General features: G+C 75.2%; 12 protein-coding genes. 3 read left to right on the forward strand and 9 right to left on the reverse strand.

Features of this window, described 5'->3' with window-relative positions; all coding sequences use genetic code 11:
- Positions 1-131: 131 nt before the first annotated feature.
- The 4 genes from CHF16_RS21935 to CHF16_RS21950 form a co-directional block, all read right to left on the reverse strand.
- Entirely contained in the window at positions 132-980 is an 849-nt protein-coding gene (locus tag CHF16_RS21935; protein WP_245868993.1) for an MIP/aquaporin family protein, read from the reverse strand.
- A gap of 203 nt (positions 981-1183) precedes the next feature.
- On the reverse strand, positions 1184-2881 hold the full coding sequence (locus tag CHF16_RS21940; RefSeq protein WP_089327980.1) for a thiamine pyrophosphate-binding protein: 1698 nt from the start codon (positions 2879-2881) through the stop codon (positions 1184-1186).
- Positions 2878-3651 carry a cyclase family protein gene (locus CHF16_RS21945; RefSeq protein WP_089327981.1) on the reverse strand — a complete coding sequence of 258 codons (774 nt, stop codon included), beginning with the start codon at positions 3649-3651 and terminating at the stop codon, positions 2878-2880. Before CHF16_RS21945 ends, CHF16_RS21940 begins: the two co-directional genes overlap by 4 nt.
- Before the next feature lie 109 nt (positions 3652-3760).
- Positions 3761-4231: a nuclear transport factor 2 family protein gene (locus CHF16_RS21950; protein WP_245868996.1), complete on the reverse strand. Its 471-nt coding sequence runs from the start codon at positions 4229-4231 to the stop codon at positions 3761-3763.
- 132 nt (positions 4232-4363) lie between these two features.
- Here CHF16_RS21950 and CHF16_RS21955 point away from each other — a divergent pair, with 132 nt between their 5' ends.
- Complete coding sequence (locus CHF16_RS21955) at positions 4364-5233, forward strand: siderophore-interacting protein (RefSeq protein ID WP_089327983.1); 870 nt, start codon at positions 4364-4366, stop codon at positions 5231-5233.
- Positions 5234-5269: 36 nt separating this feature from the next.
- On the opposite strand, the gene CHF16_RS21960 is transcribed toward CHF16_RS21955, so the two are convergent.
- Positions 5270-6655: an ABC1 kinase family protein gene (locus tag CHF16_RS21960; RefSeq protein ID WP_179271642.1), complete on the reverse strand. Its 1386-nt coding sequence runs from the start codon at positions 6653-6655 to the stop codon at positions 5270-5272.
- Between the two features lie 91 nt (positions 6656-6746).
- On the reverse strand, positions 6747-7409 hold the full coding sequence (locus CHF16_RS21965; protein ID WP_179271643.1) for a QsdR family transcriptional regulator: 663 nt from the start codon (positions 7407-7409) through the stop codon (positions 6747-6749).
- A 93-nt stretch (positions 7410-7502) separates the two neighbouring features.
- On the opposite strand from CHF16_RS21965, the gene CHF16_RS21970 reads away from it, so the two are divergent.
- The gene (locus tag CHF16_RS21970) at positions 7503-8339 is read left to right on the forward strand and encodes a cyanophycinase (protein WP_218826775.1); all 837 of its coding nucleotides are present in this window, start codon (positions 7503-7505) and stop codon (positions 8337-8339) included.
- A gap of 3 nt (positions 8340-8342) precedes the next feature.
- Positions 8343-11000, forward strand: coding sequence for a cyanophycin synthetase (gene cphA, locus CHF16_RS21975; RefSeq protein WP_089327985.1), 2658 nt, complete (start codon positions 8343-8345; stop codon positions 10998-11000).
- Here the strand turns inward: cphA and CHF16_RS21980 are convergent.
- From CHF16_RS21980 to CHF16_RS21990, 3 genes are all read right to left on the reverse strand, one after another.
- Entirely contained in the window at positions 10997-11806 is an 810-nt protein-coding gene (locus tag CHF16_RS21980) for a phosphatase PAP2 family protein (protein ID WP_245868999.1), read from the reverse strand. The genes cphA and CHF16_RS21980 overlap by 4 nt on opposite strands.
- A 233-nt stretch (positions 11807-12039) precedes the next feature.
- Positions 12040-13197 carry a 4-hydroxybenzoate 3-monooxygenase gene (locus CHF16_RS21985; RefSeq protein WP_089327986.1) on the reverse strand — a complete coding sequence of 386 codons (1158 nt, stop codon included), beginning with the start codon at positions 13195-13197 and terminating at the stop codon, positions 12040-12042.
- A gap of 54 nt (positions 13198-13251) precedes the next feature.
- Positions 13252-14064: an IclR family transcriptional regulator gene (locus CHF16_RS21990; protein ID WP_245869001.1), complete on the reverse strand. Its 813-nt coding sequence runs from the start codon at positions 14062-14064 to the stop codon at positions 13252-13254.
- Positions 14065-14107 lie beyond the last annotated feature (43 nt).

The raw sequence follows: 14107 nt of genomic DNA on the forward strand, positions 1-14107 counted from the left end.
GCTGGTGGCGCGCGATCTCGTTCCCGCCGTGATCGAAGATCATGAAGCGGGTGCTGGTCGTGCCCTGGTCGAGGGCACCGACGAAGTCGGCCATGGACTCTCCTCCTTCTTCCGCCGCGGACGCGGCCCCGTCAGGAAACGTCGTACTCCGGCTCGGGCCCGGTCGGCAGGGTGGCCTCTTCCTCCTCTTCGGGGATGTTGCGCCCGATGAGCAGGATGTACAGGCCGGCCCCGAGGATGCCGCCGATCAGCGGCGCCACGATCGGTACCCAGAAGTAGAACTCCCCGTACTGGTCGCGCCAGGCCGTCCCGTATCCGGTGATGTACTGCGCGAGCCGGGGGCCGAGGTCGCGGGCCGGGTTGATCGCGTACCCGGCGGCGGAGCCGAACGCCATCCCGATCGCCACCACGACGAGGCCGATGATGAGCGGGGCCATGTTCGCCAGCGGCGGCGCGTTGCGCAGGTCGGTGAGGGCGAGGACGAGGAACAGCAGGATCGCGGTGCCGATGATCTGGTCCCGGAACGCGCCCCAGGTGTGGATCGGAAGCGACCCGTTGCCGGGCATGGTGGAGAACACGAACTGCGTCTTGGTCGTCAGCCCCGGGTCGAACTTGTTGAGGATCTCGGTGTAGTCCCACCGGACGATCAGCGCCGCGACGAAGGCGCCGAGCGTCTGCGCGAAGCAGAACGGGAGCACCTTGCGCCAGGGGAAGCCCTTGAACACCGCCAGCGCGACGGTCACGGCGGGATTGATGTGGCCGCCGCTGATCCGCGCGGAGACGTAGACGCCGAGCGTCACGGCGATGCCCCACGCCCAGGAGATGGCGTCGTGGCCGCCGAGGCTCTGCGCCTCCCCGAGCCCGCTGCCCGCGACGGCCTGGGCGACGACGCCCACCCCGAACAGGATCAGGATCATCGTGCCGGCGAACTCCGCGGCCATCTCCCGGGCGAGCTCGGGGACCTTCGGCCATCGCGTCATCGCTCCTCCTCCAGGACGTGTGACGTGGGCACAACCGACGCGGAGGCGAGTGCACATGGCGGGACGGGTCCACGGGGCTCCCGGCGGTACCACCGGCCCCGCGCCGTCCCTCCACCCCCGCGCGTGATCGCGATGGCGTGGTCGTTCCCAGCGGTGACCGGAGTACACGGCCAAATGTGCGCTGGGTGCTCACGATGCGACGGTCAGTGACCGCGGAACGCCTCTTCGAGCCACCAGGCGGGGCGGTCCCGGGTGACCTTGGCGTCCACGACCATCGGCCGGTCCCGCGGGCCGGCGAGCCAGTCCGCGACGGCGGCCAGGTCGTCCGGGCACCGGACGGTCGCCGCCGCGCAGCCGAAGCCGCGGCCGATCGCGGCCAGGTCCGCCGGCGGGAACACGACGGTGTCCAGCGGGTGCCCGGCCGGGCCGAAGTGGTACACCTCGGCGCCGTACGCCTCGTCGTCGTAGACGACCACGAGCAGGTCCAGCCCGAGCCGGACGGCGGTCTCCAGCTCCGCGACCGACATCAGCGCGCCGCCGTCGCCGAGGGCGGCGACGGTGAGCCGGTCCGGGCGGGCGACGGCGGCGCCGACCGCCGTGGCGAGGCCGAGCCCGACCGACTGGAACGCCTGGGTGAACACCAGCCCGTCGGCGTCGGGGACGTCCAGGAACATCGCCGGGTAGCCCATGAAGTTGCCCGAGTCGACGGCGACGGTGCGCTCGCGGGGCAGCATCGCGTCGAGAGCGATCGTCAGCGTCCGGGGGTCGACGCGGGGCCGGCCGTCGTCGTCGGCGTCCGGGTGCTCCTCGTACGGGACGTCCCGCCAGCGGCCCTCGCGGGCGAGCCGCTCCCCCACCTCCGGCGTCCGGTAGCCGGTGGCCCGGTGGCCGCGCGCCTCCAGCTCGGCGAGCACGGCCCGCGCCGTCTCGGCCGCGTCGCCGATCAGCCCGAGGTCGACCGGGCGGTGCGCCCCGAGGGCGCGGGCGTCGACGTCGACCTGCACGACCGTCGCGTCCGGGGCGATGAGCGCGCCGTGCCGCGTGGTCCACATGGTCAGCGAGCAGCCCCAGCCGACGACCAGGTCGGCGCCGCGGATCAGCTCCGCGGCGGCCGGGGTGGCGAACCCGCCGCTCACGTCCAGCGCGAACGGGTCGCCGGCGAACAGGCCGCGCGCGACGGCCGAGGTCGCGGGCAGCGCGCCGCAGCGGGCGGCCAGCTCGGCGAGCGGCTCGCGGGCGCCGGCCAGCCGGGCGCCCCGCCCCGCGATGAACACCGGCCGGCGCGCCGCCCGCAGCGCGTCGGCGAGCCGGGCGACGGCCGCCGGCGGCGGCACCGGCAGCGGCGGCACCTGCGCGGGCCGCGGCCGGTACCCGGCGGGCGGCGGGCCGGACCGGCGGGACGGCCCGTCCGGCAGCTCGGCGCCCTGCACGTCCAGCGGCAGGCCCAGCAGCACGGTGCGCCGCTCGGCGACCGCGGTGCGGCAGGCGCGCGCCACGTCGTCGAGCGCCGTCTCCGGCGAGTGGACCCGCTCGGGCACCGCCCCGACGGCCGCGGCGATCGCCGCCTGGTCGACCCGGAAGTTGGAGCGCACCGCGGCGGCGGCCACCTCGCCCGCGACGACCAGCAGCGGCGTGCGGCTCTTGGCGGCCTCGGCCATGCCGGTGACCGCGTTGGTGAGACCCGGCCCCTGGTGGACGCTGACCACGCCGAGACCGCCGCTCACCCGCGCGTACGCGTCCGCCATCGTCACGGCGCCGCCCTCGTGCCGGGCGGCGACGTACCGGGCGCCGTGCGCGGCCATCGCGTTGGTGACGTGGAAGTTGCCGCTGCCGGCGACCCCGAAGACGGTGCGGGCGCCGAGCCGCGCGAGGGCCTCCCCCACGGCCTCCGCGACGATCATCGCTCGATCAGCGCGAGGACGCGGGCCGGGCTGCCGGAGCCGCCCTCGATCGGCAGCGGCGCGGCGACGAGCACGGCGCCGCGGGCCGGCAGCCGGGCGAGGTTCTGCAGCTGGGTGAGGCCGTACTTGCCCGCGCCGAGGAAGTAGGAGTGGCACGGGAACGGCGGGTCGAAGGCGTGGGCGGCGCCCGCGTCGGTCCCGACGGTCTCGACGCCGAGGCCGATCACGGGGGTCTCCTCGGCGAGCCAGCGGGCGCACTCGGCGGAGATCCCCGGCGTGCGGGGGCCGTTCTCGTCGGCGTTGAGGAAGGCGCCCTGGTCGCCGGACCGCGCGTCCCAGCCCGTCCGGTACAGCAGCCAGCCGCCGTCCGGGAGCGGGCCGTTCGCCTTCTCCCAGTCGCGGACGTGCTCGATCTCCAGCAGGAAGTCGGGGTCGGCCGCCGCCCGCGCGGACGCGTCCAGCACCACGGCCGGGGCGACCAGGCGGGCGGGCGGGACCTGCGCGACGTCCTCGCCGCCGCGCCCGGTGGCCCAGTGCACGGGGGCGTCGAAGTGCGTGCCGACGTGCTCGCCCGTCTCGATGTCGTTCCAGTACCAGGCGGGGCCGCGGTCGTCGTAGCGGCTGATCTCCCGGAGCCGGAACGGCACGGTGTTGGCGAAGGGCTCGGGCAACCGGAGGATCGGCGTCCGGTCCGACAGCGGCGCGGTCAGGTCGACGATCTCCACCGAGCCGTCGGCGACGGCGGCGAGCAGCTGGGCGAGCAGGGGCATCCGGTCCTCCGGCGGCACGGGTGGCTGAGGGGGTGCGCGAGGTCCCCCGAACGTACCGCAGACGGACCCGCCGGGAGGGGCGCCCCGCCCGGGCCGCGCGGGCCGGCGGTCAGCCGTCCGCGAGCCAGGGGTACCGGGCGGTGTCGGCGCCGGCGTAGTCGGGGTCGAGGTAGATGAACACCCGCTGGATCAGCCAGTCGCGGATCTCGAACACGTCGCACCACCGGCCGGCGCCCCACTCGGGGACGCCCGCCCGCCACGGCCCGTCGCGGTGCTCCCCGTGGCTGGTGCCCTCGCACACCACCGTGTCGCCGCCGGAGAAGATCCAGTTGAAGGACGCGTAGTGGTGCCGGATCGAGGTGATCGTCGCGCCCACGTCGCCGAACAGCCGGCCGATCTCCTCCTTGCCGGTGGCGAGGCCCCACTTCGGGAAGTACACCTGCGCGTCGGACGCGAACAGGTCGAGCAGCGGCGCGCCGTCGGAGGTGACGCCGCCGTTGTCGAACCCCTTGAGGTACTCCAGCGCCACCGACTTGCGCTGCTCGTCCGTCATCGTCTGCCTGCTGAGCGCCACTGCCATCACCGTCCGCCTCGCCGGGGCCGCCCAGGCGACGGTAACCCGGCGCCGCGCCCGGGATCGACCCTCTGGAACAAAGTGGACGCCGCCTCGGGTTAGGGTTACCTAAGTACGGCGGATCACATCGGAGGACGCATGGCGACGGAACCGGCACCCGAACCGGCACGCGAACCGGCACGCAGGGGACGCGCGCTCCACCGGGGGACGGTGCTGCGCACCGAGCGCCTCACCCCGCACATGATCCGCGTGGTCCTCGGCGGCGACGGCCTCGCGCGGTTCACCGCGGGCGAGTTCACCGACCACTACGTGAAGCTGCTGTTCCCGCGTCCGGGCGTCGCCTACCCCGAGCCGTTCGACATGGAGCGGGTGCGCGCCGAGCTGCCGCGCGAGCAGTGGCCCGCGACCCGCACCTACACCGTCCGCGCGTGGGACGAGCTGGCACGCGAGCTGACGATCGACTTCGTCCACCACGGCGACAAGGGCCTCGCCGGCCCGTGGGCGGCGAACGCCCGGCCGGGCGACGAGATCATGTTCAACGGCCCCGGCGGCGCCTACGCGCCGCGCCCGGCCGCGGACTGGCACCTGCTCGCCGGCGACGAGAGCGCGCTGCCCGCGATCGCCGCCGCCCTCGAACGCCTCCCCGAGTCCGCCCCGGCCCGCGTCTTCATCGAGGTCGCCGGCCCGGAGGAGGAGCAGCCGCTGCGCGGCTCGGCCCGCACCGAGATCGTCTGGCTGCACCGCGGCGCCGGCCGGGTCGGCGAGCTGCTGGCCGAGACCGTGCAGAAGCTCGACTTCCCCGACGGCGAGGTGCACGCCTTCGTCCACGGCGAGGCCGGCTTCGTCAAGGCGCTGCGCCGCCACCTGCGCGTCGAGCGGGGCCTGCCCCTCGACCTGCTCTCGATCTCCGGCTACTGGCGGCTCGGCCGCGACGAGGACGGCTGGCAGTCGAGCAAGCGCGAATGGAACCGCCAGGTCGAGCAGGAGGAGGCCGAGGCCCTCGCCTGACCGGCGCCTGACCTGGCCCGGGACCGGGCGCCCGGGTCAGGCCGTGGCCTGGGCCGGGCCGTCCAGGCCGCCGGCGTCCTCGCCGTCGAGGTCTCCGGGGCCGCCGTCGTCGGCGAAGCCGGGGAGCCACCGCTCCGCCTCGGCGCGGAAGGCGCCCTCGGCCTCCAGCTGGCACAGGACGCCGCCGCAGCCCGACAGGGCGCGGCTCACGGCCAGGTACTGCGGCGGGAGCCGGAACGCGCGGGCGACCGCGCCGGGGCGCATGTCGGAGGCGAGCCCGAGGCCGCGGGCCGTCTGCTCGCGCAGCCACTCGCGGGAGTAGCGGAAGCGCTCCACCGCGAACGGCGCGGCGTGCGGGGCGACGAGGTCGGCGATCTCCTCCGGGTCCACCTCGGCCTCGGGGACGAGGAAGCCCTCGTCGCAGAGGGCGTCGACGATCTCGTCGGGGTCGCCGAGGGTGCCGATGCGCAGCAGCCGGCCGATCGACCACTGCAGCTCCGCCGGGACGCGGGCGGCGCCGCCGAAGTCCAGCACGCCGAGGCGGCCGTCGTCCAGCAGCCGGAAGTTGCCCGGGTGCGGGTCGATGTGGATCATCTCGCAGCGGGCCGGGCCGGACAGCAGGAAGCGGAACAGCAGCAGGCCGGCGCGGTCGCGGCGGTCCTGGTCGCCCTCCGCGATGACCTTGGCGAGCGGGGTGCCGTCCAGCCACTCGGTGACCAGCACGTTCCCGGACTGCGCGACCACGGCGGGGACGGCGAAGTCGGGGTCGCCGGCGTAGGCGTCGTGGAAGGCGGTCTGGGCGCGCGCCTCGTCGACGTAGTCGAGCTCCTTCTCCAGGCGGCGCTTCAGGTCGGCGACGACGGGCTTGACCTCGACGCCGGGGAACAGCGGGGTGAACAGCCGGCTCAGCCGGGAGATCTGGTTGAAGTCGCTCATCAGCGCCTGCGCGGCGCCGGGGTACTGCACCTTGACCGCGACCGTGCGGCCGTCGTGCCAGACGGCCTTGTGCACCTGCCCGATGGACGCGGCGGCGGCCGGGCGGTCGTCGAAGTCGTCGAACAGGTCGCGCCAGTCCTCGCCGAGGCCCTCGGCGAGGACCTTGTGGGTGGTGGCGGCCGGCATCGGCGGCGCCGACTCCTGGAGGCGGGTGAGGCTGGCGCGGAACGGGCCCGCGATCTCCTCGGGCAGCCCCGCCTCGAAGATCGACAGCAGCTGGCCGACCTTCATCGCGCCGCCCTTCAGCTCGCCGAGCACGGCGAACAGCTGCTCGGCGGTGCGGCGCTGGACCTCCAGCGCCACGGCCTCGGCCGGGCGGCCGAAGGTCCGCTTGCCGAGTCCGAGGGCGGTGCGCCCGGCGAAGCCCAGCGGGAGGGTCGCCAGCTTGGCGGTGCGCGTCACCGCGCGGCGGGGGATGTCACTCACGGCCCGGCCGTCCCTTGTTCGACGATGCGTCCAATGCCATAGCCTCTCATGGCCGACGAATGCCACAAAGTGGTCAATCGCCGTCCATTGTTCAGCGTTCGGCGGGCCGCTGAGATTCCCGGACGCGAGATTCCCGGTCGTGGGACGGCCGGGCGCCGCCCTCCGGCACGCAGGGGCGCAGCAGCAGCTCGACGACCTCCAGGGCCCGGTCGATCTCCGGCCGGCTCCCGCCCAGGAAGTGGGCGTACATGAACGAGTCGGCGACCCGTACGATCGCCTGCGCCAGCGTGCGGGTGGGCAGCGGGACGCGCAGCGCGCCGCGGTCGATCTCCGCCTGCAGCTCGCCCGCCAGCAGGTCGGCCGCGCGGTCCTCGATGGTGCCGGGCATGGTGGCCAGCCGGATGAACAGCCGCGGCTCGCGCTCGGTGAACGCCTTCAGCGGCGCCGCGTCCACGACCGCGCGCATGAAGCGCTCCAGGAGGGCGAGGATCCGCGGCGCGCCCGCGCCGCCGACGCCGCGCGCCGCGACGCGGTAGGTGCGCTCGGTCATCTCCGCGAGGACCGCCCCGATGAGCTGCTCGCGCCCGCCCACCCACCGGTACAGCGTCGCGCGCCCGACGCCCAGCTCCGCCGCCAGCGCCGACATGTCGATCGGGTCGCCGCGCAGGTAGTGCGCGGACGCGGCGGCGAGCGCCGCGGACGGACCGGTCGCGGGCCGGGCGGGGACGTCCGGGGGAACGGGGCTGCCGCTCATCCGCACAGCATGGCACAGCGTCGCGCCGCGTCCGGGTCCGGACTCCACGCAATTGTGCGACTACCACCCGTGATCGGGGGTAGTCAGCTCAGTGTGAAGGCCGAACATGGGGACGCCGGACGCAAGGGCCGGCTGCTGATCATCGGTGGGGCGGAGAATCGGACCTGCGGGGCCGGGCCGCTGGAGACGTTCGTCGAGCTGGCCGGGGCCGAGGACGCGCGGATCGTGGTGGTGACGACGGCGACGGAGGTGCCCGAGGAGGTCGCCGAGGAGTACACGGCGGTGTTCGGGCGGCTCGGCGTGCCGTCGGTCCGGGAGCTGCGGCTGCTCGGCCGCGCCGCGGCCGACGACCCGGCGACGCTGCGGGCGCTGGACAACGCGACCGGCGTGCTGTTCAGCGGCGGCGACCAGTCGAGGATCCGGACGCTGGTGGGGTCGCGGACCAACGAGCTGCTCAAGCGGCGCCTCGACCAGGAGGGCCTGGTCATCGCCGGGACGAGCGCCGGCGCGACCGCGATGGGGCACTGGATGATCCTGGGCGGGCACGGCCACGAGGTCGCCGCCTCCAGCGTGAAGGTCGGCCCGGGCCTCGCGCTGCTGGACAACGTGCTGATCGACATGCACTTCAACGAGCGCGGGCGGCTGCCGCGGCTGATGAGCGGCATCGCGCTCGACACCCGGCTGCTCGGCGTCGGGATCGACGAGGACACGGCGATCGTCGTGGGCGACGGCCAGTTCGAGGTCGTCGGGACCGGGGTGGTGACGGTCGTGGACGCCGGGCAGTCCACCATCGCCTACGCCGCCTCCGACGACGAGCCGATGGCCATGTTCGACGTGTCGCTGCACCTGCTGCCGGCCGGCTGCGCGTTCCAGATGAACGACAAGCTGCCCGCGATCGGCAACATGCGCGGCCCGGACGAGGAGGACTGAGCCGTGCGGCTCGACCATGTGCGGCGCCTCGGCGCCCCGAACACCTACCTGCGCCGGCCGGTCGCGATCGCCCGGCTGGACCTGCAGGCCCTGACCGGCCACGAGACCACCGACCACCCCGGCTTCGCCGAGCGCCTCGTCGCGGCGCTGCCGGGCCTCGCCGGGCACCACTGCTCGGCGGGCCGCCCCGGCGGCCTGCTGGACGCGATGGCGCGCGGCACCTACTTCGGCCATGTCACCGAGCACGTCACGCTGGAGCTGTCCGGGCTCATCGGCCGCGAGGTGTTCTTCGGCCGCACCGTCCTCGCCGGCGACCCGGGCGAGTACGAGGTGATCCTGGAGTGCCCGCGCGACGAGCCGGACGACAGCACCGTGGTGGAGCGGCTCATCGCGCTCGCGGTGCGGACGGTGACCGGCGCGCTGGAGGGCAAGGTCCCGGACCTGTCCGCCGGCCTCGCCGAGGTCGCCGCCGCGCACGAGGCCGAGAGCCTCGGGGTGAGCACGGCGGCGCTCGCGCGGGCGGCGCGCGAGCGGGGCGTGCCGGTCCGCCGCGTCGGCGGCCTCAACCTGCTGCGCCTCGGGTACGGCCGGTACCGGCGGACGGTGTGGGCGGCGATGACCGACACGACCTCCGCGATCGGGATGGAGGTCGCGGGCGACAAGCGGCTCGCGCACCGGGTCCTCGCCGACGCGGGCGTCCCCGTCCCGGAGGGCCGGGTCGCCGCGTCGCCGGCGGAGGCCCTGGCGGCGCTGCACGACATCGGCGGGCCGGTGGTCGTCAAGCCGCTCGCCGGGCACCAGGGCGAGAACGTCCACATCGAGCTGACCGAGCCGCCGGAGGTGCTGGCCGCGTTCGCGTCCGCCGCCGGGGAGGACGGCGAGGTCCTCGTCGAGTCCTACATCCCGGGCATCGACTACCGGGTGCTGGTGGTGGGCGGCCGGGTCGCGGCGGCGGCCGAGCTGACCGCCGCCCATCTGACCGGCGACGGGACGGCCACGGTCGCGGCGCTGGTGGAGCGGGTCAACGCCGACCCGGCGCGCGGCGAGGGCCACGACCGGCCGCTGACGCGGCTGGTGCTCGGCCCGACGGAGCTGGCGCTGCTGGCCCGGCAGGGGCACGGCCCCGACTCGGTGCCCGCCGGCGGGGAGCGGGTGTGGCTGCGCCGCAACGCGAACCTGTCCACCGGCGGCACCAGCCGCGACGTGACCGGCGAGGTCCACCCGGACGTCGCCGCGATGTGCGTGCGGGCCGCCGCGGCCGTCGGCATGGACGTGTGCGGCATCGACCTGCGGCTGCCCGACATCGCCTCCCCGGTGCCCGCCGAGCGCGGCGCCGCCGGGATCCTGGAGGTCAACGCCGCGCCGGGGCTGCGCATGCACCTGGCGCCGCACGAGGGGGCGGGGCGCGACGTCGCCGGCGAGATCATCGACCTGATGTACCCGGCGGGGACGCCGTCGCGGGTCCCGGTCGTGTCGGTGACGGGGACCAACGGCAAGACGACGACCGTCCGGATGATCGCGCACATGCTGGAGCTGGACGGCCGGCTGACCGGCATGACCAGCACCGAGGGCGTGCTCGTCGGCGGGCGGCCGGTGCACGTGTCGGACGCCTCCGGGCCCCGCTCGGCGGAGATGGTGCTCGGCGACCGGTCGGTGGAGGCGGCCGTGCTGGAGACGGCGCGCGGCGGCATCGTCCGCCGCGGCCTCGGCTACGACCGCGCCGACGTCGCCGCCGTCACCAACGTGACGCGCGACCACCTCGGCATGGACGACACCGAGTCCGTGGCCGACCTGCTCGAGATCAAAGCGCTGGTCGCCGAGGAGATCCGGCGCGGCGGGCACCTGGTGCTGAACGCCGAGGACGGCCCGTCGGCGAGCCTGGCGGAGCGGCCCGCGGTGCGGCGCCGCGACCCGGTGCTGCGGTTCTTCTCGCTGTCGCCGGACGCCCCCGTCCTCGCGGCGCACCTGCGCGGCGGCGGCCTCGGCTACTACGTCGCGGACGGCTGGCTGACCGAGGCGCGCGGCGACCGCCGGACGCGGATCCTGCCGGCCGCGGAGGTGGCGGGCGCGTTCGGCGGGGACGCCGCGCACGTCCTGGCGAACGCGCTGGCCGCCTCGGCCGCCGCCCGCGCCCTCGGCGTCGCGGTCGACGTGGTGGCGCGCGCGCTGCGCTCGTTCGACCCGCACACCCGCAACCCCGGCCGGGGCTGCGTGTACCGGGTCGGCGAGAACCCGGTCCTGGTCGACTACGCGCACAACCCGGCGGCGGTCGCCGCGATGGGCGCGTTCGTCCGGCGCCGCTGGGGCGGCGGGGGTGTCGCCGCGGTCACGCTTCCGGGTGACCGGTCCGACGAACTCGTCGGCGAGACGGCACGGGCGGTCGCGGCGTCGTTCGGCCGGGTCGTCGTCTACGAGGACGAGGACCTCCGGGGCCGCCGCTCCGGCGAGATGACCCGGCTGATCGTCCAGGGGCTGCGGGAGGAGCGCCCGGACGTCCTGCACCATCCGGCGGGCGACCTGAAGGGGGCGCTGGCGTCCGCGCTGGACCTCGCCGAGCCGGGCGAGCCCGTGCTGCTGCTGTACGAGAAGCTCCAGCCGGTGACCGAGCTGCTGGACACGCTGGACGCGGAGCCGGAGGGGGACGCGGGGCGGCCCGGCTAACCGGGCGCCGCGGCCCGGCCGGCCGCGGGCGGGCGGAGGATCCGGACGCCGGCCGCCAGCAGCGCGAGGACCACGATGCCGTCCAGCCAGTAGTGGTTGGCGGTGCCGACCACGACCGCGATCGTCACGGCGGGGTGCAGGAGCCACAGCCAGCGCCAGCGCGTCCGGGCCGTGACGATGAGGCCGAGCGCGATGACGGCCGCCCACCCGATGTGCAGGGACGGCATCGCCGCGTACTGGTTGGCGACGGTGTCGGTCTGCGGCGGCCCGTACACGGCGGGGCCGAACCGCGCCGCGGTGTCGATGAGCCCGGTGGCCGGCAGCATCCGCGGCGGGGCCAGCGGCACGAGCAGGTGCAGGACGAGCGCGGCGCCGGTCAGCGTCACCATGACCCGGCGGACCCACCGGTAGTGCGCGGGCCGCCGCAGGTAGATCCAGAGCAGGAAGGCGATCGCCGCCGGGAAGTGCACGTAGGCGTAGTAGCAGTTGGCCGCGCGGACGAGGAACTCGCTGTGCAGCAGGCCCTCCTGGACGCCGGTCTCGCTGGGCAGGCGCAGCAGGCGCTCCAGGTGCCACACGTCGCGGGCGTTGCCGAACGCCTCCCCGACCCGGCCGCTCGCCAGCAGCCGGCCGAGCTTGTAGAAGGTGAACAGCACCGCGATCAGGATCAGCTCGCGGACGGCGTGGGGCCGCCCGCCCGGCCGCTCGCGGGCGGGCCGTCCCCCGGCGGGCGCGCTCCGACGTCCCGGCAGGCGCAGCCGCGAGGGGGCGCCGTCCGGCCGGGACGGTCGGTCGAGGAGGCTCACATCGCTGTCCTTCTGTGGGGGCGGGGACGGTCGATGCCGAAGCCTCTCACCTTCGACGTCCGCGTTGGGCAAGGCACGCGCGAGCCACCGGGCCGCGCGGCCCTCACCCGCGACCCGTCCACGGTAGAACGAACTTGCTCAGCCGGTAAAATTACAGGCACTGCCAATTCGCGTGATGTGCATCTCACCGCACCGCCCCGGGCCCTGCCCTGCCCTGCCCTGAGAGCCTCGCCCTAGAAGATGGGGAGGCCCGTGTAATTCTCCGCCAGCGATGCCATGGCCGCCTCCGACGACGCCACGTAGTCAAGGTGGGAGCGCTGCAGCCGCCGCTCGAAGTCGGTCGCCGCGGGGTCGACGTGCAGCAGCGTCGTCATCCAGTAGGAGAAGTGCTCGGCCCGCCAGACCCGCCGCAGGCACGTGTCCGAGTAGCCGTCCAGCAGCGTCTGCGACCCGGTGGCGTACCGCTCGGTCAGGGCCCGCGCCAGGACGACCACGTCGGAGACGGCGAGGTTGAGGCCCTTGGCGCCGGTCGGCGGCACGATGTGCCCGGCGTCGCCGGCGAGGAACAGCCGGTCGTGCCGCAGCGGCTCGGCCACGAAGCTGCGCATCGGCGTGATCGACCGGTCGGTGATCGGGCCCTCGCGCAGCTTCCAGCCGTCGTCGGTGGCGAACCGCGCCGCCAGCTCGTCCCAGATCCGGGCGTCGGACCAGGCGGCGAGGTCCTCGTCCGGGCTGACCTGCAGGTACAGGCGGCTCACCTGCGGCGAGCGCAGGCTGTGCAGCGCGAAGCCGCGGTCGTGGTTGGCGTAGATCAGCTCCTCGGTGGACGGCGGCACGTCGGCGAGGATGCCGAGCCAGGCGAACGGGTACTCGCGCGAGAACGTCCGCAGGCCCGGCACCGCGGGGCGGCTGACCCCGTGGAACCCGTCGCAGCCCGCGATGTAGTCGCACTCCAGGGTGCGCGTCTCACCGCCGCTGCGGAACGTCACGCTCGCCGCGGACGCGTCCAGGCCGACGACCTCGGCCTCGAACCGCACGTCGCCGCCGTCGGCCAGCCGCCGCGCCACCAGGTCCTTGACGATCTCGGTCTGCGCGTACACGGTGACGGTCCGGCCGGTCAGGTCGGTCAGCGGGACGCGGTGCCCGGCGCCGCCGAACCGCAGCTCCAGGCCGTGGTGGACGAGCCCCTCCCGGTCGAGCCGGTCGCCGGCGCCGGACTCGCGCAGCACGTCGGTCGTGCCCTGCTCCAGCATCCCGGCGCGCTGCCGGTGCTCCACGTAGTCGCGGTCCCGGCTCTCGAGCACCACGGACTCGATCCCCTGCAGATGGAGCAGGTGCGACAGCAGCAGTCCGGCGGGGCCGCCGCCGATGATCGCGACCTGGGTACGCATCGAGCCTCCTCGTCGTCGGTTCACCCGGCGATGCTGGCGCGCATCGCCGCCGGGTCAGGCGCCGGTCTTCCGGTCAGCGGAAAACAGGTCGGTATCGCCGCCCCAGTGCGCGGCCACGTCCCGAGACAGCGCGCGCGCCGCCGTCGTCAGCGGTGGCAGCAGCCGCCGCAGGTCGGCGCTGCGGGTTGCCGACACCAGCGACAGCGCCGCGACCACCTCGCCCGACGCGTCCCGCACCGGCGCGCCGACCGACGAGGCGCCGAGCGTCATCTCGTCCCTGGTCAGCGCGTAGCCCGAGCCGCGGACCTGCTCCAGTGCGCGCCGCAGGTCGTCGGCGGCGGTGATGGACCGCGCCGAGTGCCGGACGAGCTCCCCGGACAGGACCTTCTCCCGGACCTCCGGCGGCGCGTACGCCAGCAGCACCTTGCCCAGGCCCGTGGTGTGCAGCGGCAGCAGCGCGCCGACCTGCGTGACGACCGGCACCGAGCGGGTGCCGCGCAGGCGCTCGACGATCAGCACCCGGTCGTCGCGGAGCACACCGAGCTGCACGTTGTCGTGGGTGGCCTCGTACAGGTCCTCCATGTGCGGCAGGGCCAGCTCGCGCAGCCCCGTGACGGCCGGGGCCTGGCTGCCGATGCGCCACAGCCGGGTGCCGATGCGGTACGTCCCGTCCGGGACCCGTTCCAGGAACCCGCCGCCGACCAGTTCCCCGACGAGCCGGTGCCCGGTCGCGAGCGGCAGCCCGGAGCGGCGGCAGATCTCGCTCAGGTTGAGCCGGACGCCGCCCTGGGCGAAGGCGTTCAGGATCGCCATCACCTTGCCGGCCACGCTCACCGGCCGGGCGCGCTCCGCCCCGTCGCCAGCCACCTGCCACCTCCCGCGCGGCCCGCCTCCCGGGCCGGCCGCCCGG

The sequence above is a fragment of the Actinomadura meyerae genome (assembly GCF_900188445.1).
In the GTDB taxonomy this organism is placed as follows: domain Bacteria; phylum Actinomycetota; class Actinomycetes; order Streptosporangiales; family Streptosporangiaceae; genus Spirillospora; species Spirillospora meyerae.

Excerpts from the sequence above, each read along its gene's own strand:
- CHF16_RS21985 (WP_089327986.1), bottom strand. The coding sequence starts at position 13,197 with ATGCGTACCCAGGTCGCGATCATCGGCGGCGGCCCCGCCGGACTGCTG.
- CHF16_RS21940 (WP_089327980.1), bottom strand. The coding sequence starts at position 2,881 with ATGATCGTCGCGGAGGCCGTGGGGGAGGCCCTCGCGCGGCTCGGCGCC.
- CHF16_RS21955 (WP_089327983.1), top strand. The coding sequence starts at position 4,364 with ATGGCGACGGAACCGGCACCCGAACCGGCACGCGAACCGGCACGCAGG.
- CHF16_RS21935 (WP_245868993.1), bottom strand. The coding sequence starts at position 980 with ATGACGCGATGGCCGAAGGTCCCCGAGCTCGCCCGGGAGATGGCCGCG.
- CHF16_RS21950 (WP_245868996.1), bottom strand. The coding sequence starts at position 4,231 with ATGGCAGTGGCGCTCAGCAGGCAGACGATGACGGACGAGCAGCGCAAG.
- CHF16_RS21945 (WP_089327981.1), bottom strand. The coding sequence starts at position 3,651 with ATGCCCCTGCTCGCCCAGCTGCTCGCCGCCGTCGCCGACGGCTCGGTG.
- CHF16_RS21965 (WP_179271643.1), bottom strand. The coding sequence starts at position 7,409 with ATGAGCGGCAGCCCCGTTCCCCCGGACGTCCCCGCCCGGCCCGCGACC.